This window comes from Lachnoclostridium phytofermentans (genome assembly GCF_000733755.1).
Classification (GTDB): Bacteria; Bacillota; Clostridia; order Lachnospirales; family Lachnospiraceae; genus Lachnoclostridium; species Lachnoclostridium phytofermentans_A.
On the sequence record NZ_JPOF01000003.1, the window covers coordinates 1,216,995 to 1,243,563 of the forward strand.

Consider the following 26,569-nt stretch of genomic DNA (forward strand, 5'->3'; position numbering starts at 1 on the left):
CTTCTAAACCTATCCTCTAATCTATTGTAACAACTTGATATCCTGCTGCCTTTAGTAGACGATTCATAATGGCTTGTCCTAAAGAATTATCATCAAAGCTTTCAGAAAAGATGTATGCTGCATTACTAGTGTCAAATTCTCTTAGACACTCAAATAAATGCGCTGCTATCGTTTCTTCCTTTTTTCTAGTTCCAATACTTTTTACTTCTCCATACAAATAATGGTGCTTCGTTTCTTCGGTTGCAAGGATTCCTACATGAAATCCTTCCTCTGTCTTTAGCTTGGCAATTTCATTGATTGCATTAATTACCCGATTTGTATCTCCTTCGTATATCGAAAGTTGTCCTTTCGGTGCATAGTGGCGATATTTCATCCCAGGGGCTTTTGCTACCACCGGATCACTCTTTTCTCTCTTTAATACAGCTTGGTCATACTCTGTTCCCTGAATACATCCATTCAGCATCTCTTTCGTAATAAAACCTGGCCGTAAAATAACTGGAGTTTCTCCAGTCAGATCCACAATTGTTGACTCCAATCCAATCGTAGAGGAGCCACCATCTATTATCATAGATACACAACCATCCAAATCCTCGATTACATGTTCCGCCTTTGTAGTACTTGGTCTTCCTGATTTATTTGCACTTGGTGCCGCTATATAAAGACCAGATTCTTCAATCAGTAGCCTTGCAATCGCATCCGATGGCATACGTATCGCTACTGTGTCAAGACCTCCTGTTGTCTCTCTTGGGACCAAATCACTTTTTTTTAATATCATTGTGAGTGGTCCCGGCCAGAAAGCATCAGCTAACCGATACGCTTCCTCCGGAACCTCCACTGCTAATTCCTTAAGTGCTTCTATATTTGCGATGTGAACGATTAAAGGATTATCAGACGGCCTGCCTTTTGCTTCGTAAATACGTCTTGCAGCTGTTTTATCAAGGGCATCACCGCCAAGACCGTAAACAGTTTCTGTAGGAAATGCTACCAGTTGCCCTTCTTTTAATAATTTTACTGCATCCTTAAAGTCATCTGAGTTTAAATTTTCTCGATCCATTCGCTTTATAATTGTTTTCACTGTTCTACCTTCTTAGCTCTTTCTGCATATTCAACTTACCCACTGATTGAATACTGCGTAACTCGGTGTTAAAAAACTTTCTGTTTTTCAACTTATTATTCCATCGTATTTAAGTACCTCATTACACCAAGATGAATCGCCCACGCCATTTCCCTTTGATATTCATCCGTAGCCAAAAGCTTCGCCTCTTTTTGATTGGAAAGGAAGCCACACTCAACTATAATGAGCGGACAGGTGGACTTCTTTAGCAGGTAATAATCTTTATTTGGTTTTTCCATTCGATGATTACCATCGGTTATTAATTCTTTTAATGTTGCTTGCATCATCTTTGCAAATTCTTTTCCTTGTTCAGAATCCGTATAATAAAATACTTGGGCACCATAACTTGATTCCTGTGGAAAACTATTTTGGTGAATGCTCACTGCCAAAACTGGATTTGCCTCTGCCATCAATTGAACTCGTTTTTTTAAATCTGAAGCTTTTTTGTTAGAGTCACCTTCTGAATAAAGAGCTTCATCTGTGGTTCGTAACATAACAACTTTTAAGTCATTCTGTTCTAATAATTCCTTTAAATGCATCGCAATTGCAAGATTAATATCTTTTTCAAGTGCTCCATTCACTCCAACTTTACCAGGATCAAATCCTCCATGACCAGCATCAATTACTACAGTTAACTTATGATCCTCTTTCGACTCCTTAGACCTTGAAAACATATGCTTCATGGTTTCAATGCTCTTATCTGAGAGAAGTAGCATCGAGCATAGAACCAAGATTGCAAATACAACATTAAAGTAACGTCTTTTCATTGCTCTGACCTAGTTTCCTTGCGTTTCTTTATATCATATGAAACGACAAAGAATCTAATTCACATATTTCTGAATTACATTCCATATGCTCGGTTTCTCAAATCCTAATCTCCAGCTTGCAACACCAGCCAAATCAGCTTCAAAGATAAGTTTCATCTTAGCTTCAATGGATTCTTCTTCCTCTAGCCAAATTTTATATTTCGCTCCATCTTTCTCATATTCTGCATAGTATTGTCCTGTCGTTTGATCCCAGGTCTTCGTTGCATTATTTGCTTCTAGTGTTTTTTCTGCACTAACCATACTAACTGCCTCAGATGCAAGCGCAGGATTTCCAAGTTCCGTATATTCCTTCCATAGTCTTGAATAGAATGGAATTCCCATAATCAACTTTTCCTTTGGTACTTGAAGCAACATATCATCAATAGCTTTTTGTACGAAGCCAATGGAAGCAACAGAACCTGCCTCCTCTGATTTGCTATGGTGCTCATCGTATGCCATAATTACAACATAATCAAGGATAGCCCCTTGTTCTTGCCTATCATAAAACTTTGAATAAGGTGCAGGAACATAAGTATCAGAAGACAATACTATCTGGTTGCTTCGACACTTTACCGAAAGTTCACGTAAGAACTGAATGTAATGTGGTCCCGTCTCCACAGTCAAATTCTCAAAATCAATATTAATACCATCGAGGTTGTATTTTATAGCTTCTGCGATCAGCTCATTAATCAAACGTTCTCTACTTGAAGTTTTTGATAATACCTCGTACGTGTTAACATTAGGATCAAAATTATCTACTAGCGCCCAAACCTCAAGCCCCATACTATGAGCCTTTTCTACATAACTTTCACTTGCCAAAGAAGATAGAGTTCCTTCTACCGAATTAATACGATACCAAGTAGGTGATATTGTCGTAATACCCTTAGTAGAATCTAATACTTCCCCTAACTTCTTATTTGCCTCCTGATTGGTAACCTGATGCCAAGTTAAATTAATCTTATAGTCTTTTGTTATATTGGTATATACAGGTGCTTCAAAGGTACTTGTTACTTTATCATAATAAGAATCGGAAAGATTCTTTTTACGAACGTATCCTCTGATACCTTCTTTCGTCATGACAGTTAAGAAACCATTTTCTTGGTTTCCTCCATTGTTGATTATTAATACTCGATCCCCTTTGCTTAGCTCCTTTAAAATTGGACTTTTAATCGAGGCTTCTGTTCTTACCTGAGTTGCATCCTCTACATCGGCAAACAAGTAATCACCCCATTTGCACTGAATAACAACGATATTCGGATTCTCATATGCTTCATAACGCATATCAGAGTATACAGAAACAAATGGAAGTGCCACATATACTTCTGTACCTATCGTTTTTACAATTGGATAGTCTGCAGCTACTTTATTTTTATTTACTAAATATTCTTTCGTTCCTACCTCTGCTTTAATGATTTCTGTTGGTGTTGTATAGATTAATACATTTTCTATCGCATCCCAATAAAATCTCTTATTAAACTTACTTGTAATGGTTTCAAAATCCATATATAGAACACCATCCATAAGTTTCGCATTTCTCTCATAGACGATATCATCCATGATTACCATCGCTTCCCCTTCAGGAACTTGATAATATTCTGATAATGCTTTAACCTCTTTGCTAGGTGTATTCTTCTCTACGATATAAGATACAACAATCGCAAGTACAACAACCACAACTGCGACAGTTCCGATGATTGCAAGTTTTGTTCTTTTTTCCATATTAACCTCTCTTCATATTCTCCTTTGAGTTTTGTGAGCATGTTAATGCCTGGCTAAACTAATCCATACTGAATATTATAGCATTTTTTCCTAGTATCGTCATCTATTATTTCGCTGTTTTCTTTGCTTTTTCCTTAAAAAAATATAAATAAATCATTGAAATCACTTAATTTGCTGTTCATTAACATAGAAGCACTCTCCTTCTTTGTATTTTAAGAATCTAAAAATTCTATATCTAGAACAAAAAAACAGTCTTTTATCCTAATTGCAAGAAGCAGTGTATTGAGACAATTGCTCCTAAAGCGGTTCACAGATAAAAGACTGTTTCGTCATGTGAGTTCTCGCATTATTATGCGAAACTCAAGTTGCATTTATACATCTTAAAAAACAAAGCAATTGCATCGCTAGTGCGAGTGTTAATTTGGATTATTGGCTAAAGATTTTTCAGCCATTCGAAAATTCTACCCTGATATGTATCGTAAGAACAATTGTAATTACTTTTTTGTTTGGAATAAGAAGGTTGTGATATGCATCTTAACTCCTATTTGTTACAGATTACCGATACAAAGTTGCAATGCTCATTACTTAAGTTTTTAAGTGAATGCCTATAAAAAGATTTTATATAAGAAGCACTGATTCAAATAGCCGTATTGCTTCTACAGATGGATTAAAAAAATCTGGCTCTAAACCAAGTACACTTGGTCTTATAGGTAATTTCAAACTATGATTCAACGACTTTTTTGTTGCCATATTACATATGACAGCTTTTTTTAGCCTATTATTATCCTCCTTCTTATATCTCCATAACATATCCACTGCTTGATACCACGGTGCATTCGTAAATACATAAATTAGAATGTCTAACCTGTCTTCTAACTCGATAACACCTTGATAATTTGTACCAAAATCAATAAGGACGCATTCCTCTTTTAAATTGTTGTTGATCATTACATTATCTTTTATTAAAAACTGAATACCATGTAGCATAAAACCCTCCTCCCACTTATCACAAAGGGAGTAATAATGCGATAGAGACCTCAAATCAAAACGCCCACTCTTTTCTAACACTGTGACCTTATGTCCTAGGCACCCTCTTAAATACTGAGCCATTAAAAGGGTAAGATGAGTAACTCCAGAACTTCTATGTAATCCCAGTATACCTATTCTTTTACACACCTCAATTTTCTTTTTTTTCATCCTTATTCTAATTGTTCTCTTTTCTTTTTCATTTTATTTCTTTTCCCTTTTCTATTTGCTAATACCTATTTTAATTCTTCTGCTTATAAAATATCCTGAAACAATCTTGCCGTTTCTGATGCTTTCCCACAGAGAGTTAACGCTTCATATGGCAATCGTTCAATCCGTAAATTTTCCTTACATAATAATCTTTCCTGATCCTTTGTAGTAATGAAATTTGCAAAATAAGTTACTTTACTATGCTTAAGAAGACTCTGTAGTTGCTTTGTTTGAGATTTTTCCCAATCTTTCGCTCCAACCACGGCGAAACATCTTTTTCCACTTAGATAATCCTCTTTGTTCTCTTCCATCACAACTCCAAAATCATAGACAATATGTCCATACTTTCGTAATACCTCATCAGGGATAATCCTACCTTTTTGAAATGGAATCATTGAAATCCCTTCATATTCGTAAATTCCATCTGCACTTAGTTTCCCTTTCTCAATCAACATATCACGAACTGCATAGGAAGTATTTCTTTCAATATAAAGACAATTACCATATCGATGCTTCAAAAAGTTACATAGTTTTAAAGCAAAATGAGTACATCCAATATGTTGCTGTGAACCACAAACTGAGTAGTAAACGGATTCTTTCCCTATTCCGATTTTACTTTGCTTTTGTTGTATTTGAAGCAATCGCTTTCTAATCTCTGAGATGGATGAATATCTAATCGTCCTTTTTAACTTTAAACAACGATTAATAACATCTGAAAGCTCCCTACTACATCGATTATTTACTTCAATATTTTCCCCTTTTCTCCTCGCATATTCTCGTCCAAATACCATATAATACAATACCATACCAAAAGAATAGATATCGGTTCGCTCATCAAGAGAGAATTGTTCATACTGTTCAGGCGGTGCGAACCATCTTGTTCCAAAAAAATCTTCTCGTAGATCCGATTTTCGCGTCGCACTACCAAAATCGATTAAATAAACATCCGACTCAAATATCAAAATATTAGAGGGTTTTATGTCAAGATGAAGTACAGGTTGCTTTTGGGAATGAAGGTAGTTAAGAATATCACATAACAAGATTGCATAAGATAGAATCAACTTCTCAGAAAGTTCAATAGTTTGACAGATACTAGATAATGTTTTACCAGGAAGATATTGTAGTATCAAACAAGCAAAATCTTTCGTTTCTATGAAGTCAAACACACAAGGAATTGATGTGTTATGTAAACTGCTAAGAATTTTTGCTTCCTGATACAACCCCCGGTACAAAGGAGATTTCTTATCAATTTGCTTTAAAATACAAAGACTATGTAACGATATATGTTCCGCTAAATATACTATAGTATCCTCATGTCTTTTAATTTCTTTTTGGATACGGTATTTTCCAAACCAAAGGTCGTTTTGCATACTCTCCTTTCTACCGGGAAAAAATGAGTTATATAGGCGAATGAATTCCTGAGTATATCACTGATTCAAAAGAATTTTAAGATGAAATAGAATCTATTTCTATTATAGGTGACTTTTCTCTCTGATGCAATGAGATTTCGCAATTTACGCTGTACAAAGTAATGTGGTTTTTTTAGTGATTCTGACGATAATTCTAAAATGTACAGGTTATTGACTTATCTATGGTTATCCATTATACTTTGTTCAAGACAATAGGGTTACCAGCCCTTATTGTTTATACAATGCAAATGATGTTAAGACTCAATATAGAATAGAGCCGTAAGAATAGAAAGGGGTGTGATTCTATGAAACTTGAAAAAATAAGCGATACTCAGATTCGATGCACACTGAATAAGGAAGATCTTATGGACCGTGAACTACGTATTAGTGAATTAGCATATGGTAGTGACAAAGCAAAACAGCTCTTTCGAGACATGATGCAACAGGCTGCTTATGAATTTGGTTTTGAAGCGGAAGATATTCCACTGATGATAGAAGCTACACCGGTATCGGCAGATTGCTTGGTTCTTGTAATTACGAAAGTTGAGGATCCAGACGAACTTGACACTAGATTTTCTAACTTTACACCTTATGCATCTAGTGATGATGACTTAGAGGAAGAGGAAGAAGAGGAAGACGCTTATGCAGATGAGATTTTAAATTGTTTTGAGCACCTTGGCGAATTACTTGGTAAACGCGAAAAAAGCGATTCTTCTAATAAAGAATTTGCTTCAAAACAAAAGGAATCCCAAAAGCAGGGAAAGGCAAATGAGGAGTTTATACAGTTAGCAAGCTCTCTTTATAAAATATTTTCCTTCCGTAATCTAAGTGAACTCACCAACTTAGCAAGGATCATCGTACCATTTTATCAAGGATATAACACATTATATAAGAATCCGGTAGATTCCAAATACTACTTGGTAGTTCATATTTCTAAACATACACCGGAAGACTTTAATAAGGTGTGTAATATAATCTCCGAATACGGGAAATCTGAGAAAACAAATTACGCAAGTATCGCATACTTCAAAGAACATTACGAGGTAATCATAGCGGATAAAGCGATGCAAAAATTAACTGCATTATAAAAACGTTATTCACTTACACTAGTAATCAAAGAATAATTTCTAGCATAGAAAATGGGCTGTATAATTACAGCCCATTTTACTTTCAGAAGACGAAACTCATGCTTAATCTTCTCTAAAATTAATTTTATATTTTATATTATTTTGCTTCTTCATAAGCATTTAATTTTGCAACTAACTCGTCCACTTCGATTCCATGAACCATACATGCTTCCTCTAATGTTTCTCCTTGAGCAGATGGACATCCGATGCAATGCATTCCGGCATCTAATAAAATAGGAATTAAATTCTGGTCAATTGCAATAATATCTGCGATAATCATATCCTTCGTAACTTTCATATTTATTACCTCCTTATGAGTAAAACCTGTCCATATAAACACGTTATCGTGTTCATTACATTATAGTTTACCCAATAGTTGCCGTCAAGCCTCTTCATGGAAAGAATATTTTTTCTTAAATCAAAGAGTGGCTCTTAAACCATCTCTATAGTATTTTCTTGTTTTATCGGAGATTTAGGAGCTTGGGAATAAATTAGTTCTTGTATTCTTTGTCCATTTAGAGTAAAATGAAATCAAATATTTTAAAGGAGGTAAACAAAATGGCATACGTAATTAATGATGGTTGCATCAGCTGTGGTGCTTGTGCAAGCGAATGTCCAGTGGGAGCTATCTCTGAAGGCGCTTCTCATTACGAAATTGATGCAGATGCATGTTTAGATTGTGGCGCTTGTGCAGCAACTTGCCCAACAGGTGCTATCGAGGGCTAATTAAACACATAAGAATCGTTGGATTCTATCAATAGACATACACATTATGTGATTCTATTGTCATGATAAGAAATATTATCATGTACAAAAAAAGCTGTTGTAATTATTACAACAGCTTTTTTTGTTAATGTGACTAGCCTTACCTACTCATTATATCCTAACTTTATTTTTCTTAAAAAATTTACTTTCTCTTTTTTTACCACCGTACTCTCTAGTCGCAGCAACCTGACCTTTCGCCTGCATTTCACGGATAAGTCGGTCTAGTTGTTTGTAACGTTCCTCTTCTCTTTCTTCTCTCAACCTCATACGATAATCAATCTCTTTGACTACAGAATCCGATACGGTACGGCTAATGTCCTTTGCTAAATACTGACTATTTTCCTGCATTGCGTCCACCATAATACCCTGCATAATTTGGATAAATTGCTTAACTTTATCTTGATTGTTTTTTCCAGACTTAATATCAATAGCTTCTACTTCTTTTATGATACTTGGTTCCTTCTCAACTATCTCTACAGATTCTTCGTTATCTAATAATTTCTCATCTCCTAATACTTCTTGAGACAAAGTGGAATCCTCCTTTTGTTCGGTTACCTCTTCCCTTGTTTGCACGTCTTTTATCTCTCCTTTAGCATTCAAATTATCTGATTCCGATGTGTCCTCCATACTATCTAAGTTCATTGCATCCCGCCACTTCGTGTATTGAAAACGCAAATTCTGTTGTGCCTTAGTACCAAAAAGCCCTGTTGCTACCCCTAGCTTGTCCTTAAATAAATCCATACGTTTTGGCTCCATGGAAAACAATTTATCGATATAAGGTAATATCATTCGAATGACCTTAAAAGAAAAACCTTCATTATTTAATATATTCACAGTTTTTAATAATTCGATATCTGATAGCTTATAGCAACGATATCCTAACTCATTACGGGGGATCTTCAATCCCAGTTGCTCTTCCATGTATCGAAGCTCATTGGACTTGACTTCAATCATTTTAGAAGCCTCCGATATCTTATAAACCCTATCTTCCATGTGCGTCCTCCGAAATGTTATAATTTTCCACTTCCTCATTATAACATCTGAACCCCGAAATGCAACAACTCGTCCCAATGTTTTAGAAAAACCCTTCGACAGCAATCTATAAAAAAAAAGAGGGTGTTTCAAAAACACCCTCTAAAACTTTTCATTTTGTCACTTCTTTTAAATTATCGTTCTAAGTTCGCAAATTTTGTAAACTGTGATAACCAAGCAAGTTTTACAGTACCTGTTGGACCATTTCTTTGTTTACCGATAATAATTTCAGAAATACCAGCATCCTCAGAATCGTGATTATAATAATCATCACGATATATGAACATAACGACATCGGCATCCTGCTCGATCGCACCAGATTCACGAAGGTCAGATAGCATAGGTCGTTTATCTGGGCGCTGCTCTACAGCACGAGATAGCTGTGATAGTGCAATTACCGGACAGTTAACCTCTCTGGCTAGAGCTTTTAAGGAACGGGATATCTCCGAAATTTCTTGTTGTCTGGATTCTGATTTCTTACCGCCTGACATCAACTGAAGATAATCGATAATAATTAATCCCAGATTATGTTCTAATTTAAATTTTCTACACTTGGAACGCAGCTCTGTGATCGAAATACCTGGTGTGTCATCAATAATTAACCCTGACTCACCAACGGTTCTAGCACTCTCCATTAACTTTGCCCAATCCTCGTCGTTTAGCTCACCGCTTCGGATTGCCTGAGAGTCCACTTTAGAATTCATAGATAATATACGATTTACAAGCTGGTTCTTCGACATTTCCAAACTAAAAATTGCCGTCGTTATTTTATTTCGAACCGCAACATATTCTGCGATATTTAAGACAAATGCAGTCTTACCCATAGAAGGTCTTGCTGCAACCAATATTAAATCCGATGGCTGTAAGCCAGCCATCTTATAATCCAAATCATAAAAACCCGTAGCAATTCCTGTTACGCTACCCTTACTCTTAGAAGCTGCCTCAATACTATCCAGCGATTTGATAACAATATCCTTGATGCTGACGAAATCACCAGAACTACGGTTTTGAACAATACTAAAGACTTCTTTCTCTGTCTGTTCTAATACCGCATCTACCTTCTCTTTATCAAGATAGCACATGTTGGTGATTCCTTCTGTTACCTTAATCAAGCGACGCAGTAATGCCTTCTCACTAACGATGGTCGCATAATACTTAACATTCGCAGATGTTGGAACCGAACGGATCAAATCACTGATAAACTCTAAGCTACATAATTCAGGAGGTACTTCCTTCTCCTTTAATTTACTCTGTAAGGTAATTAAATCAACAGGTTTTCCTTCCTGAAATAGTTCTATCATAGCATCGTATAATACACCATACTGATGCTGATAAAAATCTTCTGCATTCAATATTTCAGAGGCAGTAATAATCGCATCTCGGTCCATAATCATAGAACCTATTACCGACTGCTCGGCTTCTGCACTATGCGGTTGAATCTTTTTAATAAATGCCTCATCCATGGCTGATGCTCTCCTTACAGACTATCTACTTTTACCTTCAGTTCTGCAGTTACTTTCGGGTGTAGCTTTACCGGTACCGTATAAGTTCCCATATTCTTAATTGGGTCATTTAATACTAGTTTCTTTTTATCAATGTCATGCCCTAACTGCTCTTTTAAAGCAACTGCGATTTCCTTGGTAGAAACAGAACCAAAGGTTCTTCCACCCTCACCAGATTTAATTTTTAATAAAATGCTCTTTGACTCAATTTCTTTCGCAAGAGCCTGTGCCTGCTCTAATATTTCTTGAGCGAGCTTCGCTTCCGCCGCTTTTTGCAACTTTAAGTCATTTAAATTTTTAGGAGTTGCCTCTAACCCTAATTTCTTTGGTAAGATAAAGTTTCTTGCATAACCATCACTTACCTTAACCACTTCACCCTTCTTTCCAAGAGCTTTTACATCCTCTAATAATATAACCTGCATTTATATGTCTCCTTCCTCTGTCATCTTTGTTAATACATCCTTTACTTTCTGCATTGCCTCTGCAAGTGTACAATCACTTAGCTGGGCACCGGCTACACTCATATGACCGCCACCTCCTAGTTTTTCCATAACAACTTGAACATTTAATTCATCTATGGAACGTGCGCTAATATAAATCTTGCCATTAAACTGTGTGAATACAAAAGATGCTTTCATATTATTAATATTAAGAAGTTCATTTGCCACCTGTGCACCAAGAACGGTTGGGCTATCAACTCCATCGCTACTACATTCTGCAAATGCATACTTCTCCATAAAAACCTCAGTTGAAGTGATTGCCTCCGCCTTTGTCATATATTCTGGCATTTCTGTACGGAATGCTTTTCGTATTCTCGTAACATCAGCACCACTTCGACGAAGGTATGCTGCCGCTTCAAATGTCCTTACACCTGTTTTATTTAAGAAATTATTTGTATCAATCATAATACCAGCATACATCGCATCTGCTTCACACTGGCGAAGTTTTAACCCATCTCCAATGTATTGTAACACTTCAGCAACCATCTCACAAGAAGAGGAAGCATATGGCTCAATATAGGATAATACTGCATTTTCAACAGCTTCTCCGGTCTGACGATGATGATCAAGTATTACAATCGTTTTTGTTAATTCCAACAACTCTGGACACTCAGTATAGCTAGGTCTATTTACATCCACAACAATTAACAAGGTATTCATATCAACCGCTTGTATTGCACTGGCACTGTTTAGAAACATATCTTCTTCATAATCCGGATTGTTTGTAAACCTTGAAAGAATTGGGCGAACAGAGATTGTAACTTCATTGATTACAATGTGAGCTTTTTTCCCTAAGGTTTTTGCAATTCGATACATACCAATCGCAGCACCAAAAGAATCTACATCACCAATGGAATGACCCATTATGACGATCTTATCTTTAGCCTCTACAAATTCTCGTAACGCATGGGCTTTTACTCTTGCTTTTACTCTAGTATTCTTCTCAACAGAAACACTCTTTCCACCATAATATGAGATTTTCTCGCCCTCTTTAATAACTGCTTGATCACCACCACGACCTAGAGCAAGATCAATTGCCGCACGTGCAAATTCATAGCCTCTCATATAAGACTCTGCGCTCACTCCAAGCCCCATGCTTATCGTAACCGACATCTCATTACCGATATTAACACTTCTTACTTCCTCTAAGATTGAGAATCGATTGCTTTGGAGCTGTTGCATATATTTATTCTGGAACACAAAAATATACTTGTCTTTTTCAATCTTTTTAATCACTGCATCGATGCTTTGCATATATTTATTTATTTTTCGATCCACAAGCGCTGTTAGTAAGGATCTACGAACCTCATCAATACTCTCTAATGCTTCTTCATAATTATCAATATAAAGTAAGCCTATAATTTGACGCTGGTCATGATTTTCTTTCTGTAATGCTACAATTTCTGTCTCATTATGAAGGTACATCGCAATTAGGTAAGAGGTGTTTTGTATCGTTGTTTCATCTTCCATATAATAACTATCTTCTTCAAAATCCGGAATTGAAACTCGGCGTAATACTACCTTATAATTTGCATCCGCATAAGATAAATGTACTTCCACATCCATCTCACTAACCGGTAATATATCGTTCGTAATCTCCGGGAAAATATTCGTTATTGCATGTCGTGCTCTACGTTCCGAATGGATAATATCGCAAAATTCATCATTTGCCCAAAGCATCTTTCCAGTACTATCAATTACTGCATAAGGAAGTGACAATTCCTTTAATAGCTTACTTTGTACCTGACCATAGTTTGATGCAAAACGTACCATATCACCCATGATACTTGGGCGTTTCACAAAAAACAACGAAAGTGCTATCACAAAGTACAACACAACAAAGCAAGTCATAACTACACTTGCTTTTCGATCAACCATATATATACAAATATTCATAACCACTAATAATGCGGTAAGCAAGAGTGGCCATCTTAAATAAGCTCGTAAGGCTCCATATAATCTTTTTCTATTTCTCATATAAACTCCCATCTGCACGCTTTGGCATACACTACTAAGAGAAAAATTCGTAACTTCCCCCCTATTTTTCATATGCTTTTAGCTAAGGATGTGATATGTATCCCATATTGCAGTTATCCCTTTGTTTACTGCTGTTAAGATTCATATGACACAAGCTTTAAGACTGCAATTGTATTCTTCATTATATCATCTTAGGCGCGATTAATAAAGCCCCTTTTCAATTGTAACCCAAATTTCAGTCTCTCGAACTACTTCAATTCACTCTAAAAGTGAGCTTTAATAATAGTATAACCTACCAAAAGAAGAGAAATGAAACAATTTATGAAACTTTTATGAAACAGTTTGTTAAATAAATGGAACTATAGCTACCCTTAATTCGTCTAAACCATGTATCTCAACAAAGTTGAAATTACAAAGGAAAAGGAGAATCATTATGAAAAAATCTTTATGTTTATTACTATCAGCTACCCTAGCTATTAGTATGACCGCTTGCTCTGGAAAAAATGGAGATAGTGACGTAGAAGCCACCATTACTCCTACCGTAACAGAAGCTCCAACAACGGAACCTACTAGTACGCCAACTGAAGCACCAGTGAATACACCAACTGATGAACCAACCAAAGAACCGACACAAGAACCGACTACCAAACCAACCATAGAACCTACAAAGGAGCCAACAGCTACCGTACAACCTACAAAAGCCCCGGAAGCTACAAAAGCTCCTACAAAGACACCAACACCTACAAAGGCACCAAGTAAACCAACCAGTACCCCAAAACCTACCAATAAACCAAAGCCAACTAGTACTCCAAAACCTACAAAAGCTCCAACTGCTACCCCAGAAGCTCCCGCAGAAAAGAAAAGCTTAGAAGATATGATGAGTACTATTCTAGACGGAGTTAACCTTCCAATGGTTATGAATACTACAATTGATGAAAATAATTTTTCCTATTATTTAAATTTGGATGCAATTCCTGGAGCAGAGGGTCTTGCTTCTGACGCTGCCATGATGTCAGTCGCACATTCTGTAGTTCTTTTACGTGTTCCAAGTGGTAGTGATGTAAAAAGTATAGCAAATGAGGTAAAGGCTAATGCAAATCCAAGGAAATGGATCTGTGTTGAAGCTGAAAAAGTATCTGTTACTTATAAAGACGATGTTATTTTATTAGTTATGTCAACTGAAGAAGTGGCAGATGCAATTGTAGCTAACTTTGAGAATCAATAAAGATCTAACACTCTAAATCCTAAGGAGAATACAAATGAAACGTTCTCACTATTTATTTGCTGTCGCAGTTTTGGCTTTCAGTGTGACTGCTTGTTCCAATAAGAAGGAAGCTAGTAATGTAGAGCCTTCCAACAATCCTGATGCTACGGTTACCGAAGCACCAATAACCCCCACCATAGAGCCTACATTACCAGTAGAGAATCCTACTACAGAACCTACTTCTACTATAGAGCCTACAAAAGAAGCGGAGATAACAGTAGAACCTACAAAAGAACCCGAATTAACTACGGAGCCAACGAAAACCCCAAGTGTTCCATCTTCTACACCAAATCCAACAAGTGCTCCTACTGCAACACCAAAGCCTACAAAAGCTCCTACTTTAACACCGAAACCAACGAAAGTTCCTACTAAGCCTCCAAAGCCAACAAAAGCACCCACCCCTACAGTAACCCCTACACCAGAGGTGCAAAAGCAGAGTCTTACCGATATGATGGATTCCTTACTAGAAGGTATTGATGAATTACCGATGGTCTCCAATATTGAAATTAATGAAGATAACTTCTCTTATTATTTGTTTATCGATTCCATAAAAGGCGCTGAAGCACTCGCATCTGATGCTATGATACGTGTAACCCCTCATTCTGTAGTATTACTTCGTGTCCCTGAGGGTGCCGATGTTGAAAGTATAGCAAAGGATATCAAAGCAAATGCAAATCCAGCAAAATGGATTTGTACTGGAGCCGAGAAAACTTCTGTTACTTACAAAGACGATGTAATTTTATTAGTTATGTCGAGCGAGGAACTTGTTGATGCAATTGTCGCTAACTTTAATGAATTATAGGTAATACCAGATTATACTTAAAGTCTTTATTATTACTAATTACACTTTGATGTCTGCGATTGGTTCACCACTCTAATTAATTAAAAACGGACAGACTTCTTATCCGCCTTGTACACCTCGGATAATTTAGTCTGTCCGTTTTTATTTATCTTAAAGTATTTATTCAATAACTCTTTTAAAAGAGCTGTTCCTCTGTTTCCCACTTTGTCTTCGCCTCATTATAACAATACCCTAAAAATGTCTCAAAATCCTTATGAAAACATTTTTCTAATTCCTTATCATATCCTACGATCATTTGAGGTTGGGACTCCTGATAGTATAGTAATAATGCCTCTGCATCCACCCTGCAGGCATTTATATCTAATTTATTCTTATTGCTGTTAAACGTACGAACTAAGCTTTGTGAATTCTTCCCACTTCTACTAAAATAATATGCCCATACAAAATCACTATGATCTACTACGTGCATATAAGCTCCTGTTTGATAAAACGTATACTTTCTTCCAGCAACGATATTCATTCCGATTAGTTTTCCCTTACTGTATTCTAACTCCAATCCAGAAAGTGTAACCTTACGATTGCTATCTAAAAATTTCTTTATGTATTTATCTGGCTTTCCAATCAGTAGTCCAATCAGTCCGATGATTGCAATAATAAGTGCAATTGCAGCTGCACCAGTTAGTATATAAACAATGATAATATCAACACCATTTACTTCTTCATCGAAGATAGCATAGGGTATCGAGTCAGCAAGTAAATCTCCCTCTGCCAACACCTCATTATAGTATTGTAGTATCTTGCCATCCATCTTCTGAAATGTACCTGTAATTCTCTGGTTCTCATATGAGTATGAACCATTATATATTGCATCCATAATTCTTTCTAAACCGTCTTTTTTGCTATTACTAACCTTAATACCATAGATTGCTTGATAATTCGAAGCTTCATCATAATAGCTTCCCAAATAACATACACTTTTCGTCGTAGTCACACGCGTCTTTGCATTGGTGCTGGTTTCTTCTGCAAATGTCCCAATTACCCAATCCACGTCTAGTGTCACATATTTCCCCTCTAAATCTTCCAGATTCCATGCACCCTTTAATTCCACTGGCCCTTTTAGAATAGTAATGATTCCAAATTTACTAGCAATGAGCATTAAAATGGCTACAACAACACAAATAGCGATCCATTTTAACGTATACTTTCTGTACCTGTATTTCAGTTCTTCTAACATGAGGTCCCCCTTTTTGCTGTAGTGATAGTGTTAACAAGCACTCCTCGAAATATATCGTCATATTTTTGTATTTATTAATTCTTTTTTAATACTATTTTTATTTTTATAACATATGCTTTATTTTTGTTACTTATCATATATCTAAGCTAAACTGTTACATCTATATTCTCACACTATACCTATCAAGCGCTAAACTATATCTAAATGATCCGTATGTAGAATAAAACACCCCACTAAGAAAGAATTCCTTTTCAGTGGGATGTCTCGATTTAAGCTAATTAAACAGGATAGCTCTATCTATCTTTTCATAAATGATCATTTCTCTTTCTCTACTAGATACCTCCTACTATAAGGAAACTCTACTAAAAGCATCCCTATCCAACCAAGCAAACTTGCAAATGCTACGCCAACCATCCCCACCTTTGGCACAAGAAGAAAAACGAATAATACACGAAGTGAAATCTGCGTTATTGTCCCAACCAGTGTGATCTTCATATCCCCCATTCCACGGAAGAATCCTTGTAAGCCGTTTGTAAATGCAGGCAGCAAGTAGAAAAATGCCATGTACCCCAAATAAGTAGTACCAACCTTGATTAAAGCTTCTTCCTCACCCGAAACAAAAAGCTTCATAATTGGTGTCTTAAATAATGTAATGACGATGCATATCATTGCCCAGTATAAAACTTCAACAAAAAGACCGTTACTGAGTCCTTTTCGCATTCGCTCCTTTTTACCCGCACCCCTATTCTGAGCTACAAAAGTCATCATTGCACTCGCTATGCTTTGCTCTGGCGTAAATGCAAAATCATCGACCCGATTAACTGCATTAAAAGCCGCCATCGTATCTACCCCAAGAGGATTGATCGCACCTTGGATTAATAGCTTACCAATCGGTTGACAAGATTGTTGTAGTGCAGTTATGGAGCCATGTTTTAAAGTTTCTTTCAATAATCTGCGATCAAGTTTTAACTCAGCTCTCTTTAATCGAAGCATGGATACCTTACGATTTACATAGTATATACATAATAGGGCAGAAGCTGCCTCTGCAATTATGGTGGTAAGCGCAGAAGTTACTATACCAAAACCAAAGCCCGCAATAAATATCAAATCAAGCAAGCCATTTAATATGGATGCAAATGAAAGAAATAGAATTGGGGTTTTCGAATCCCCTACACTTCGAAGTGCTGAAGCAAACGCATTATAAAGGTATGTAAATGGCATTCCTAAAAATATAATTTTCAGATAGATAGACGCTTCTCCTATAATATCTTCCGGTACCTTCATAAGCCTAAGTATTCCAGTAGAGCAGAGTACTCCAAGCATCGTGATAATTACAGAGAAAAATGCCCCGAACAATAATGTTGTAGATAATTCTTTCTTTAAATCCTCATATTTGCCAGCACCAAACAAGTTACTCATTAATACCGATGCACCAATACATATTCCGGTGATACCAAGTATCACAATATTCATAATCGGATTTGCTGTACCAACCGCAGCAAGTGCATCCTTTCCAATAAACCTACCCACGATAATGGAATCCACTGCGTTATAAGTTAATTGAAAGATGTTTCCTAAGATAATTGGGATAGAAAAACTGATTAGTTGTTTCTTGATGTTTCCTTCGGTTAATTCTTTCATTATGTAACGCCTCTTTCGTTTTTAACCTTCGTTTTATTACCTTCGTTCTCATTGCATTTCCTCATTATAACACTGGATGCAGGAAAAATAAATAATAACGTCGCCTATGCTTGTAGTTTATTAAAGAAATACTATTAGATAATCTATATTAGCATTTTTTTGGAGACACTATTTATTGTTGTATTATAGAAACACAAAGCCTAAAAACTTCAGCTTACATAAAAAGTTTTACTTACACAAAAAACCGCTGCATAGTTTCCTATGAAGCGGTTCCTTTTAAATAATATTTTTAATTAATCTAAAGTGTATGGCATTAAAGCGATGTGACGAGCACGCTTAACAGCTACTGTAAGAGCTCTCTGGTGCTTTGCACAGTTTCCAGTAATTCTTCTAGGAAGGATCTTACCTCTTTCGGAAACGTATCTCTTTAACTTATTTACATCCTTATAATCGATTTCTGTGTGAGTTTTATCTGCACAGAAAACACAAACTTTCTTTCTTCTACGGGTCATACGTCTCTTCATTGGAGCGTCGCCCTTATCGCCTTTATCTTGTCTATTAAAAGCCATTTTTATTTCCTCCTTATTCGATACTGTAGACTTTCGCCTACGATTTTGCTCTTACACATATCAGGATTTGTTTGGGTATTAGTTAAATGGTAACTCCTCATCAATTCCATCTGGAATGTTCATGAAGCCATCACCGACAGCTGCACTTGGAGTAGGTCTTGCAGATGGCTGATATCCACCAGACTCACCGCCTGATGCATTCTTACTTTCTGCGAATTCCTGCTCGTCCACGATAACTTGAACGCTGTAAACCTTCTGGCCTTCTTTGTTCGTATAATTATCCTGTTGGATTCTTCCGGAAATTAAGATTCGAGTACCTTGTTTCAAATATTTTTCTGCAAACTCCGCATTTCTACCAAAAGCAGTACAGTTAAAAAAGTCTGCATCTGGCTCGCCTTCCCTCTTAAAGGAACGGTTTACTGCTAAGGAATATCTTGCAATTGCAAGAGAATTTGCACCTTGTGAATATCTGATTTCTGGGTCTCTGGTAAGTCTACCCATTAAGATGACTTTGTTCATTTAAGGATAACCCCCTTTGTTATGCGTCCTGTCTAATGCATAAAAATCTGATTACGTTCTCCATAATACGAAGTCTTTGTTCAACTTCGTTTGGAGTTGTAGAATCAGCATCGAATTTGATGAAATAATAATAACCTTCTTTCATCTTCTGGATTTCGTAAGCAAGTCTCTTCTTACCCCAATCATCAACGTTAGTAATGTTACCGCCGAATCTTGTAATAAGCTCTTTTACAGCTTCCACTGTAGCATTTTTTGCTTCATCCTCGATTTTTGCATTTACAACTAAGGCTAATTCATATTTGTTCATAGTTGCGTGCACCTCCTTTTGGTCTCTGGCCCTCTTCTTTTAAGAGAGCAAGGAATTAATATACATATCACAATTCGATATTATAACATAATAAAAATGCTTGTGCAAGTCACAATTGAAAGGAATACTTGATAACTGTGATAGAAAATTTGTAAATTTCTTATGCAAACTGCCCACAACCTAGGGGAAGCAGATGTTGTAGGCAGCTAGTGACTTGATGAGTTAGTTATTCATTCATAATTGTTTCGGCAAACGTATCAATTTCAGTCTTATCAGCCAATGCACTTGTTTTACCATTCACTGTTACTGTATAACGATCATCACTATATGGATGATATTCTACAATCAATTTCTCTCCATCTGCCTCAGTAAAGGTTAGTGTTAATACAGCATCTCCGCTAATATGAACCACTTCTTTTAACGGCTCTGCCATCTTAAGACCAATGATTTGCTGATAAGTAGTTCGAAACTCTGTTTCATCCGCTTCCACACCATCGATATAAAATGTTTCTGTGGTGGTAGTATTTCCATCAGAATCTGTAGCATCAGTTCGTTTAATCTCATATACCTTATTCTTTCCAGCCGCAGACACCGAAACCTTCTCAATATTTAAAATGTTAACCATATGAGTAAATTTACTTAGATAACTATCCTTATCTTCTATATTAATCTTCTTATCTACTGAATCCTTTGTCATCAGATAGGTACGATTGGAACCTTCAGGTGAAACATAGTAGTTTCCCTCGGAATCGGTATTTCCTATCCGTAATGTATAGGATTTTTCTTCTCCCTCTGTTGATAAGTATCTTACGAATACCGTGGCGCTTGGAGCTGTAAGGCCGTAGTTTTTCTGGTTCTCTACCTTATAATCAATCCCTTTACTAAAAGAAAATACGGTGTAGTTAGACAGTATTTCACCAGTCATCGTATTATCCATATTGATTGGGTTAACATAAGTATCTTTTATATACCAAGGATAAGTCCCTGTTCCACTATAATCAATTGGATTATTTTCATCGTATACCATATGAAAATCACCAAACGCTTCACTTGTCACTTTCACTTCTCGAATATTGTCTGCTGTGATTGATGGAGAACTTTCAATATCAAACAAGTCATCTTTTGTAACCACATATTTTGTTCTTGTTGCCATAGGTATTACGTATACGGTATCTTCATTTGCTACAATACCATAATAATCAGTGTCTGTTGCAAGTTTATCCCCGATTTGTAAAGAATATTCCTTTCCCTCAATCGTTACAGCTTTTACTAAAATGCTCGGCTGATCCAGTCCATATTCCGACAAATCTTCTGCATTCTCTACTACCAAGCGTTCTGCTGATAATTTTGCAATACCTGCTGCCATTGAACTAAGTTTTGACTGACTAAGCGGATAATCCTCTTCTCCCTGTAAAACCCAAGTATCTTCTTCTTTTACGAAGACAAAATTACCATCCGTTGAAGTTACAGAGATATTAACAATACTATCCGCTTCAAAATCATTTAACACTACTTTGGAATCTTCCGCATCTTCCTGCTCTTTTTCTTTTTCTATTTTATCATTATGTGACTTAAGCATCCCATAACTGATTCCTGCAAGGATTAGAATTAGAAGTAAAAAAATTATTGTTAACGTGTTTTTTTTCTTTTTCTTATTCATAGATACTATTTTCTCCTCCTACGAACCACAACTGTGATGCCTGTTGCAAGGAATAACAGTGGAAGGATAACAACGACAACAAGACCAATCTTATTCTTCTGGGCTGTATTCATTGATACCATTGGTTCGTCTAGACTGGTGGAACGAATCGATAGAGAATTTTCCTGATCTGACATCTCATTGATTGTGTTAATTATTAAGTCAGCATTACCGAAGCTAGCTGTCTGTAGGTATTGGTCCTCTAAGAATGCTTTACCAGTATAAACAGCAACTCTAGTCTCTTCTTCTCCAACTGCTTCTCTTGCTTCAACCCCTAGAATAAATGGACCTGAAATATCATTTTCCTCTTTTTCTGCCACTGTGGAGTTAATATTTATTTTAGAATATGCACTGTCAGAGGTTTTCAAGATCGTATCTGTTTCCACGGTTTCTCTTATGTCATTACGAATTGTTAGTCCGCTACCTAACGGTACAATAATATATTTCTTATCTTTTATATTTTTAACAAACTCATGACTTGAAATTTTTGGTACTAAGAGTGTTGGATACCTACTACTCATCGTATACTGAGAATCTCCCTCTACGACAAAGCCTTCGACAACATCTACTCCATAATAATTTAATAAACTTACTACATTAGGTAGGGTATAGGTGACGTAGTCAACCAAGAAGATTGCATCGCCTCCTTGGACTAAATAGTCCTTAATTAATGCAGCCTCTTCTTCGGTTAGATCGTATTGTGGCATATTAATAAGTAAAACATCACAGTCCTCAGGAACTGATTGAGCCGTTAAAGAACTAAATTCTGTTGCTGTGATGTTATTATCTTTCAATAATTCAGATAAGTAGGATGAAACTGAGGTCTCCCCATGTCCTGTCAGAGTATAAACAGTAGGTAAATCTTCGTTTGTTACGGCTGCAATTGCTGCATCAATCTGTGCTTCGACCTTTAATCCTGTCACATCGTACTGATACGTTGTGTAGTTAATTTCATAATCCAGTAAATCCTCATAAGCAATATATTTTGCTGCATTGGTATCTTCATTTACAACAAGAAAGCTCTGTGTTCCAATTTCATCCTCTACATACTGAGAGGCAAACTTCGGGTACTGAACTGGATCTTTATATTTCACTGTAATTTTACTATTTATGTTATCATAGTTTTTTACGATACGATCAAACTCATCGATCTCGTTACCACTTTCTACAAGATAATAAATCGTTATATTTTGATCTATACTCTTAATTAATTCTTTTGTTTCATCGGTTAAAGAATACCTGCTATCCGCAGTTAAATCCTTCGTAATTCCAAGTTCCTGAACAAATAAATTAATCAATAAAACGATGAGGATAACAACCGCAGAAATAACTGTTGCATAGGCTCCTCCTTTAAACTTACGGCTCTGAAAGGAGGATTTGATTCCTTTTCCAATGTTATGTTCTTTTTTCTCACTCATGACAATTCCTCCCTCCTAGCTCCATCTTCTCTTTTTCAATGCTTGAATCGTTAAGAATACGAAGATGCAAATCACACTAAGGTAATATACGATGGCTGATAAATCAAAAACTTCGTAAACAAAACTATCAAATCTTGTGCTTATCGTTAACCAGTCAAAGAATTTAACCACAGAGCCATCATAAACACTTGGTTTTATCAAATAAAGTCCACCAACGATTCCACTACCTAATAAACCAACCAAGATAGAAAACGTTAAATTATGCATCATTACATACGTAATTATGGCAAGTAATAACACAAATAGTAAGAACACTTTTACTGCCGTAAAATTATCGGTTGGCAGTACTTGCCCAAGCGTAGAACTAAGGGTTGTGATTAACACCACAGCAAAAGTAATAATTGCTGCAAGAGCTTGACTTTCCGTCATCGCTGAGATAAACAATCCGATCGCAAGATAAGCTGCGCCCATAAAAAAGAAGGCAAGTATCGCTGTATAGGATGAAACCAAATTGACATCACCATACTTACTAAGTACGAGTGGATAAATACCTGAGATGGTCATTACTATTGCAAATACTGTTAGTACAGCTACATATTTTCCGATTATAATTCTCTCTAATGAAATCGGTGAGGTTAATAAAAGCTGGTCTGTTTTCTGGCGATTTTCTTCAGCCATAATTCTCATTGTTACCATGGGAATTAAAAGCGTAAAGAAATAACGTATTCCATAGAGAGAATACGAGAAATTTGCATATCCAGAATAAACATTATTGATATAAAAATAAAGTCCGATAAAGAATAAAAAGAACGCAATAAATAAATAACCAATAATAGAATGAAAATAGGCTCTAAGCTCTTTTTTATAAATTGCTATCATCTCTTAGCTCCTCCTCTTCTGTTTCTTTTACTACACTTTCCCCCTGATTATCTTGTGATATTGTTTTTTGTTCTATCTCATCCCCTAAATCTTTTTCTTCACTCTTTGTTAATTCTAAGAAGATATCCTCAAGAGTAACTGATGTTGTGTGCATTTCAAAGATTGGACATCTATGTTTTGCAAGGGCATAAAAGACATCTTCACGGACATCTATGTCAATGCTTTGATGTATGGATACCTCGATTAGATGTGTTTCTTCATTCTCCTTAATTTCTATCTTCTCAATCCCTTCTAATGCAAGAAGAGCCTCTTCTACTGTATTTTTATCTCCTTTTATTGAAAGGATAAGATTATTTGTACCTTTTTGATGTTTTGCTAACATCTCTGGTGTATCACTTACAACAAGCTTGCCATGATTAATGATCATAATCGTATCGCATACCGCACTAATCTCTGAGAGAATATGAGAACTTAAAATGATGGTATGTTGCTTAGCAAGATCACGGATTAAGTCACGAATTTCAATAATTTGCATAGGATCTAATCCTACAGTTGGCTCATCTAATATAATTACTTCTGGATACCCAATGATTGCTTGTGCAAAGCCTACCCTTTGGCGATAACCTTTCGAAAGATGCTTTATGAGTCGGTGCCCTACTTCTTCTAGTCTAACACGACCTATAATTTCCTCTATCATTGATTTTCTTTGCATTTTTGGTACTTTCTTTAGTTCTGCTACAAAATAAAGATACTCTCGCACTGTCATGTCAGGATATACTGGTGGCTGTTCTGGAAGATAGCCAATACTCTTTTTTGCTTCTTCCGGCTCTTCATAAATATCATGCCCATTGATAATTACGGTTCCTTCTGTGGCTGATATGTATCCTGTGATCATATTCATAGTCGTAGACTTACCAGCACCGTTCGGTCCCAAAAAACCCAGTATCTGTCCTCGTTCTACTGTGAAGCTAAGGTGATCAACTGCCAAATGATTTCCATACTTCTTCACCAAACCTTTTACCTCAATCAACTTCTTCTCCTCCTTTTGATCCAAACCATTAAACTCCTTGTTTCTCCGCCCATAGACCCAAAATGATACTAGATAAATGGTATCAACTGTTTGTGAAGAAACGTGGAAAAATATGTGATTTTTCTGTGAACGAAAAGAGCATGGTATTAAGCCTTTCAGCTTCATACCATGCTCTTCCTGTCCTTATTGTTATAGGAACCATCTAATCTTTCGTTGTGCTGTATGGCAATGCTACAGCAATTTACTACATCATAATTTGATCTCTATATTATTTTTTTCTATCTATCTGTTTTATCTGCAGGTATTACCTGACGTATTCCCTTTTCAACCTGTTTTCTTGGAAGCATCACCTGATGTCCGCACCCTTTACACTTTAGACGAAAATCAATACCAACCCGTAGTATTTCCCATTCATTACTTCCGCATGGATGTGGTTTCTTCATCTTAATATTATCACCAATTTTTAAATCCATCGTCAATCACCTTAACTCCTTATTCTACATTCTTACACCCATTGCATACCGCAATTACTAGCAGGTTGTACTGCTAAAATAAACTTTTCCTTACTATGAATACAACGTACTACGTAAAATTTAAAACTATTATAACATACGATTTTTCTATCATCAAGGCTACAACATCTTTCCCAATAGGTTAAGTAAGACAACAATACAAAAAGTATTGCAATTTATTCTTCAATGTAGTATTATCATATCTAGTATATAGTTTCTATTACTACATATAATATCATCCATAGCTATTAGATGTATTACTTATTACCATGGATAATATTGGAACTATAAATTCAGACATCAAGCGCTTAAAACAAAAAGAAAGAAGGTTGACTATGCTAATGGAAATGAAAAGGCAAACTACATCCAAATTCAAATTCAAAGATCCTGGTAGTGCTATTTCGCATCTTATCTTTACTATTATTGCGTTAATTGCCACACCTCCGCTTTTACTAAAGGCATATCATATGCCAGGGTATGCACCGTTATTATCCATGATTTTATTTATGTTAGGCGTTATCTTATTATATAGTGCAAGTACTATTTATCACTCTTTTGATATCTCCATAGAAGTTAATACAAAATTAAAGAAAATCGATCATATGATGATTTATATTTTAATCGCTGGCTCCTATTCTCCTATTTGTTTAATTGCTCTTGGAAATACAACAGGACTGGTTCTTTTTATCGTCATATGGGTACTCGCACTCATTGGAATCTTTCAGGCTCTTTTCTTTATTCATTGTCCAAAGTGGGTAAACTCTACGATTTACATTGCGATGGGATGGAGCTGTATCTTTTCCTTTACACAGTTAATAAATTCTCTTTCAAGACCTGCCTTCCTGTGGCTTCTAGCTGGTGGAATTATCTATACGATAGGTGGAGTCATATACGCATTAAAGCTTCCGATTTTTAATGGACGACATAAAAATTTTGGCTCTCATGAAATTTTTCACCTGTTTTGCATCGGTGGCACGCTTTGTCACTACATCCTGATGTATTATTTAGTTTAATGCAAATATTCCTCTTAGTAGGTGTGAAATTAGAAATTCTTAGTCAGTGTAGTTTACTGGCTTAGAATTTCTTTTCACACTTGAATAAGGGTGCTGCCCAAACAACCTGTCATACAGATTGTCTGGGCAGCACCCTTTGATCTATGTCAAGCAACCGAACATAGTGGTTTTTTAATAAGTGGTAATCCGGGAGGGGGACCTCCACGCATATCCAATAGATCGCAATCTACTGACATCCACAGCATCTTGACTACAATAACCCTTTTGCTGTTGTTCTGCCGCATGAAAAAAGAACGTAGGAAGAGATCGGTTGCTAATTTTTGTAGATATGTACCACTTGTTTACCACCTTCCATTACATATTATATGCAGAAGTCGCGAAATTATTGCTCTAAACAAATATAGAACAAAAAACACTTGGTTGGATAGACTTCCACTCACTATCCAATCAAGTGCTTACTTTCACAATGAAAATACTTTACTCACAGACTTATTT

The 26,569-nt window shown here is 36.1% G+C and carries 25 protein-coding genes; 5 read left to right on the plus strand and 20 right to left on the minus strand.

Annotation, left to right across the window (positions count from 1 at the left end; genetic code table 11):
• Positions 1 to 16: 16 nt before the first annotated feature.
• From CC92_RS0110740 to CC92_RS0110760, 5 genes are all read right to left on the minus strand, one after another.
• Positions 17 to 1,075: an L-threonylcarbamoyladenylate synthase gene (locus tag CC92_RS0110740; protein ID WP_031420344.1), complete on the minus strand. Its 1,059-nt coding sequence runs from the start codon at positions 1,073 to 1,075 to the stop codon at positions 17 to 19.
• 95 nt (positions 1,076 to 1,170) lie between these two features.
• Positions 1,171 to 1,881, minus strand: a complete 711-nt coding sequence (locus CC92_RS0110745; protein ID WP_029502882.1) for an N-acetylmuramoyl-L-alanine amidase — start codon at positions 1,879 to 1,881, stop codon at positions 1,171 to 1,173.
• Between the two features lie 54 nt (positions 1,882 to 1,935).
• Positions 1,936 to 3,639 carry a glycosyl hydrolase family 18 protein gene (locus CC92_RS0110750; RefSeq protein ID WP_029502881.1) on the minus strand — a complete coding sequence of 568 codons (1,704 nt, stop codon included), beginning with the start codon at positions 3,637 to 3,639 and terminating at the stop codon, positions 1,936 to 1,938.
• Between the two features lie 618 nt (positions 3,640 to 4,257).
• On the minus strand, positions 4,258 to 4,626 hold the full coding sequence (locus CC92_RS0110755; RefSeq protein ID WP_029502880.1) for a hypothetical protein: 369 nt from the start codon (positions 4,624 to 4,626) through the stop codon (positions 4,258 to 4,260).
• 293 nt (positions 4,627 to 4,919) lie between these two features.
• Complete coding sequence (locus CC92_RS0110760) at positions 4,920 to 6,245, minus strand: serine/threonine protein kinase (protein WP_029502879.1); 1,326 nt, start codon at positions 6,243 to 6,245, stop codon at positions 4,920 to 4,922.
• Between the two features lie 344 nt (positions 6,246 to 6,589).
• Here CC92_RS0110760 and CC92_RS0110765 point away from each other — a divergent pair, with 344 nt between their 5' ends.
• Positions 6,590 to 7,372, plus strand: coding sequence for an adaptor protein MecA (locus CC92_RS0110765; protein WP_029502878.1), 783 nt, complete (start codon positions 6,590 to 6,592; stop codon positions 7,370 to 7,372).
• Positions 7,373 to 7,508: 136 nt separating this feature from the next.
• Here the strand turns inward: CC92_RS0110765 and CC92_RS0110770 are convergent, their stop codons facing one another.
• On the minus strand, positions 7,509 to 7,709 hold the full coding sequence (locus tag CC92_RS0110770; protein ID WP_029502877.1) for a DUF1858 domain-containing protein: 201 nt from the start codon (positions 7,707 to 7,709) through the stop codon (positions 7,509 to 7,511).
• A 260-nt stretch (positions 7,710 to 7,969) separates the two neighbouring features.
• Between CC92_RS0110770 and CC92_RS0110775 the strand changes: the two genes are divergently transcribed.
• The gene (locus CC92_RS0110775) at positions 7,970 to 8,137 is read left to right on the plus strand and encodes a DUF362 domain-containing protein (RefSeq protein ID WP_029502876.1); all 168 of its coding nucleotides are present in this window, start codon (positions 7,970 to 7,972) and stop codon (positions 8,135 to 8,137) included.
• Between the two features lie 150 nt (positions 8,138 to 8,287).
• Here the strand turns inward: CC92_RS0110775 and CC92_RS20950 are convergent, their stop codons facing one another.
• The 4 genes from CC92_RS20950 to CC92_RS0110800 form a co-directional block, all read right to left on the minus strand.
• Positions 8,288 to 9,169 carry a MerR family transcriptional regulator gene (locus CC92_RS20950; protein WP_034218406.1) on the minus strand — a complete coding sequence of 294 codons (882 nt, stop codon included), beginning with the start codon at positions 9,167 to 9,169 and terminating at the stop codon, positions 8,288 to 8,290.
• A gap of 173 nt (positions 9,170 to 9,342) precedes the next feature.
• Positions 9,343 to 10,671 carry a replicative DNA helicase gene (gene dnaB, locus CC92_RS0110790; protein WP_029502875.1) on the minus strand — a complete coding sequence of 443 codons (1,329 nt, stop codon included), beginning with the start codon at positions 10,669 to 10,671 and terminating at the stop codon, positions 9,343 to 9,345.
• A gap of 14 nt (positions 10,672 to 10,685) precedes the next feature.
• Positions 10,686 to 11,132 (minus strand): 50S ribosomal protein L9, encoded by a 447-nt coding sequence (rplI, locus tag CC92_RS0110795; protein ID WP_029502874.1) that lies wholly within the window; start codon positions 11,130 to 11,132, stop codon positions 10,686 to 10,688.
• A complete protein-coding gene (locus CC92_RS0110800) occupies positions 11,133 to 13,187 on the minus strand; it encodes a DHH family phosphoesterase (protein ID WP_029502873.1) in 2,055 nt (684 codons plus the stop codon). It lies immediately after the preceding gene.
• A gap of 433 nt (positions 13,188 to 13,620) precedes the next feature.
• On the opposite strand from CC92_RS0110800, the gene CC92_RS22535 reads away from it, so the two are divergent.
• Both CC92_RS22535 and CC92_RS22540 read left to right on the plus strand, forming a co-directional pair.
• On the plus strand, positions 13,621 to 14,412 hold the full coding sequence (locus CC92_RS22535) for a hypothetical protein (protein ID WP_051650708.1): 792 nt from the start codon (positions 13,621 to 13,623) through the stop codon (positions 14,410 to 14,412).
• 34 nt (positions 14,413 to 14,446) lie between these two features.
• The gene (locus CC92_RS22540; RefSeq protein WP_029502871.1) at positions 14,447 to 15,253 is read left to right on the plus strand and encodes a hypothetical protein; all 807 of its coding nucleotides are present in this window, start codon (positions 14,447 to 14,449) and stop codon (positions 15,251 to 15,253) included.
• Positions 15,254 to 15,428: 175 nt separating this feature from the next.
• Here the strand turns inward: CC92_RS22540 and CC92_RS0110815 are convergent, their stop codons facing one another.
• The 10 genes from CC92_RS0110815 to CC92_RS0110860 form a co-directional block, all read right to left on the minus strand.
• Positions 15,429 to 16,487, minus strand: a complete 1,059-nt coding sequence (locus CC92_RS0110815; protein ID WP_029502870.1) for a DUF6709 family protein — start codon at positions 16,485 to 16,487, stop codon at positions 15,429 to 15,431.
• Positions 16,488 to 16,802: 315 nt separating this feature from the next.
• Positions 16,803 to 18,128 (minus strand): MATE family efflux transporter, encoded by a 1,326-nt coding sequence (locus CC92_RS0110820; RefSeq protein WP_029502869.1) that lies wholly within the window; start codon positions 18,126 to 18,128, stop codon positions 16,803 to 16,805.
• 293 nt (positions 18,129 to 18,421) lie between these two features.
• Entirely contained in the window at positions 18,422 to 18,697 is a 276-nt protein-coding gene (rpsR, locus tag CC92_RS0110825; protein ID WP_029502868.1) for a 30S ribosomal protein S18, read from the minus strand.
• Between the two features lie 78 nt (positions 18,698 to 18,775).
• Positions 18,776 to 19,216, minus strand: a complete 441-nt coding sequence (locus tag CC92_RS0110830) for a single-stranded DNA-binding protein (RefSeq protein WP_029502867.1) — start codon at positions 19,214 to 19,216, stop codon at positions 18,776 to 18,778.
• 19 nt (positions 19,217 to 19,235) lie between these two features.
• Complete coding sequence (gene rpsF, locus CC92_RS0110835) at positions 19,236 to 19,523, minus strand: 30S ribosomal protein S6 (protein ID WP_029502866.1); 288 nt, start codon at positions 19,521 to 19,523, stop codon at positions 19,236 to 19,238.
• 226 nt (positions 19,524 to 19,749) lie between these two features.
• Positions 19,750 to 21,183, minus strand: a complete 1,434-nt coding sequence (locus CC92_RS0110840) for a DUF4340 domain-containing protein (protein WP_029502865.1) — start codon at positions 21,181 to 21,183, stop codon at positions 19,750 to 19,752.
• A 5-nt stretch (positions 21,184 to 21,188) separates the two neighbouring features.
• Positions 21,189 to 22,640, minus strand: a complete 1,452-nt coding sequence (locus CC92_RS0110845; RefSeq protein WP_029502864.1) for a GldG family protein — start codon at positions 22,638 to 22,640, stop codon at positions 21,189 to 21,191.
• A 15-nt stretch (positions 22,641 to 22,655) separates the two neighbouring features.
• On the minus strand, positions 22,656 to 23,519 hold the full coding sequence (locus CC92_RS0110850; RefSeq protein WP_029502863.1) for an ABC transporter permease subunit: 864 nt from the start codon (positions 23,517 to 23,519) through the stop codon (positions 22,656 to 22,658).
• Positions 23,503 to 24,549, minus strand: coding sequence for an ABC transporter ATP-binding protein (locus tag CC92_RS0110855; protein WP_031420346.1), 1,047 nt, complete (start codon positions 24,547 to 24,549; stop codon positions 23,503 to 23,505). The genes CC92_RS0110850 and CC92_RS0110855 overlap by 17 nt, the downstream gene beginning before the upstream one ends.
• A gap of 278 nt (positions 24,550 to 24,827) precedes the next feature.
• Entirely contained in the window at positions 24,828 to 25,022 is a 195-nt protein-coding gene (locus tag CC92_RS0110860) for a DUF951 domain-containing protein (protein WP_029502861.1), read from the minus strand.
• A 380-nt stretch (positions 25,023 to 25,402) separates the two neighbouring features.
• On the opposite strand from CC92_RS0110860, the gene trhA reads away from it, so the two are divergent.
• Positions 25,403 to 26,074, plus strand: a complete 672-nt coding sequence (trhA, locus tag CC92_RS0110865; protein ID WP_081842022.1) for a PAQR family membrane homeostasis protein TrhA — start codon at positions 25,403 to 25,405, stop codon at positions 26,072 to 26,074.
• The last annotated feature ends 495 nt before the right edge of the window (positions 26,075 to 26,569 follow it).

What these genes read in the sequence shown, in the direction of transcription:
- CC92_RS0110850 (WP_029502863.1), bottom strand. Translation starts at nt 23,519, where the DNA reads ATGATAGCAATTTATAAAAAAGAGCTTAGAGCCTATTTTCATTCTATT.
- CC92_RS22535 (WP_051650708.1), top strand. Translation starts at nt 13,621, where the DNA reads ATGAAAAAATCTTTATGTTTATTACTATCAGCTACCCTAGCTATTAGT.
- CC92_RS0110860 (WP_029502861.1), bottom strand. Translation starts at nt 25,022, where the DNA reads ATGGATTTAAAAATTGGTGATAATATTAAGATGAAGAAACCACATCCA.
- CC92_RS0110775 (WP_029502876.1), top strand. Translation starts at nt 7,970, where the DNA reads ATGGCATACGTAATTAATGATGGTTGCATCAGCTGTGGTGCTTGTGCA.
- CC92_RS0110845 (WP_029502864.1), bottom strand. Translation starts at nt 22,640, where the DNA reads ATGAGTGAGAAAAAAGAACATAACATTGGAAAAGGAATCAAATCCTCC.
- CC92_RS0110770 (WP_029502877.1), bottom strand. Translation starts at nt 7,709, where the DNA reads ATGAAAGTTACGAAGGATATGATTATCGCAGATATTATTGCAATTGAC.
- CC92_RS0110830 (WP_029502867.1), bottom strand. Translation starts at nt 19,216, where the DNA reads ATGAACAAAGTCATCTTAATGGGTAGACTTACCAGAGACCCAGAAATC.
- CC92_RS0110800 (WP_029502873.1), bottom strand. Translation starts at nt 13,187, where the DNA reads ATGAGAAATAGAAAAAGATTATATGGAGCCTTACGAGCTTATTTAAGA.
- CC92_RS0110840 (WP_029502865.1), bottom strand. Translation starts at nt 21,183, where the DNA reads ATGAATAAGAAAAAGAAAAAAAACACGTTAACAATAATTTTTTTACTT.
- CC92_RS0110750 (WP_029502881.1), bottom strand. Translation starts at nt 3,639, where the DNA reads ATGGAAAAAAGAACAAAACTTGCAATCATCGGAACTGTCGCAGTTGTG.
- CC92_RS0110760 (WP_029502879.1), bottom strand. Translation starts at nt 6,245, where the DNA reads ATGCAAAACGACCTTTGGTTTGGAAAATACCGTATCCAAAAAGAAATT.
- rpsR (WP_029502868.1), bottom strand. Translation starts at nt 18,697, where the DNA reads ATGGCTTTTAATAGACAAGATAAAGGCGATAAGGGCGACGCTCCAATG.
- CC92_RS0110765 (WP_029502878.1), top strand. Translation starts at nt 6,590, where the DNA reads ATGAAACTTGAAAAAATAAGCGATACTCAGATTCGATGCACACTGAAT.
- CC92_RS20950 (WP_034218406.1), bottom strand. Translation starts at nt 9,169, where the DNA reads ATGGAAGATAGGGTTTATAAGATATCGGAGGCTTCTAAAATGATTGAA.
- CC92_RS0110755 (WP_029502880.1), bottom strand. Translation starts at nt 4,626, where the DNA reads ATGCTACATGGTATTCAGTTTTTAATAAAAGATAATGTAATGATCAAC.
- CC92_RS0110815 (WP_029502870.1), bottom strand. Translation starts at nt 16,487, where the DNA reads ATGTTAGAAGAACTGAAATACAGGTACAGAAAGTATACGTTAAAATGG.
- rpsF (WP_029502866.1), bottom strand. Translation starts at nt 19,523, where the DNA reads ATGAACAAATATGAATTAGCCTTAGTTGTAAATGCAAAAATCGAGGAT.
- CC92_RS0110745 (WP_029502882.1), bottom strand. Translation starts at nt 1,881, where the DNA reads ATGAAAAGACGTTACTTTAATGTTGTATTTGCAATCTTGGTTCTATGC.
- dnaB (WP_029502875.1), bottom strand. Translation starts at nt 10,671, where the DNA reads ATGGATGAGGCATTTATTAAAAAGATTCAACCGCATAGTGCAGAAGCC.
- CC92_RS22540 (WP_029502871.1), top strand. Translation starts at nt 14,447, where the DNA reads ATGAAACGTTCTCACTATTTATTTGCTGTCGCAGTTTTGGCTTTCAGT.
- trhA (WP_081842022.1), top strand. Translation starts at nt 25,403, where the DNA reads ATGGAAATGAAAAGGCAAACTACATCCAAATTCAAATTCAAAGATCCT.
- CC92_RS0110820 (WP_029502869.1), bottom strand. Translation starts at nt 18,128, where the DNA reads ATGAAAGAATTAACCGAAGGAAACATCAAGAAACAACTAATCAGTTTT.
- rplI (WP_029502874.1), bottom strand. Translation starts at nt 11,132, where the DNA reads ATGCAGGTTATATTATTAGAGGATGTAAAAGCTCTTGGAAAGAAGGGT.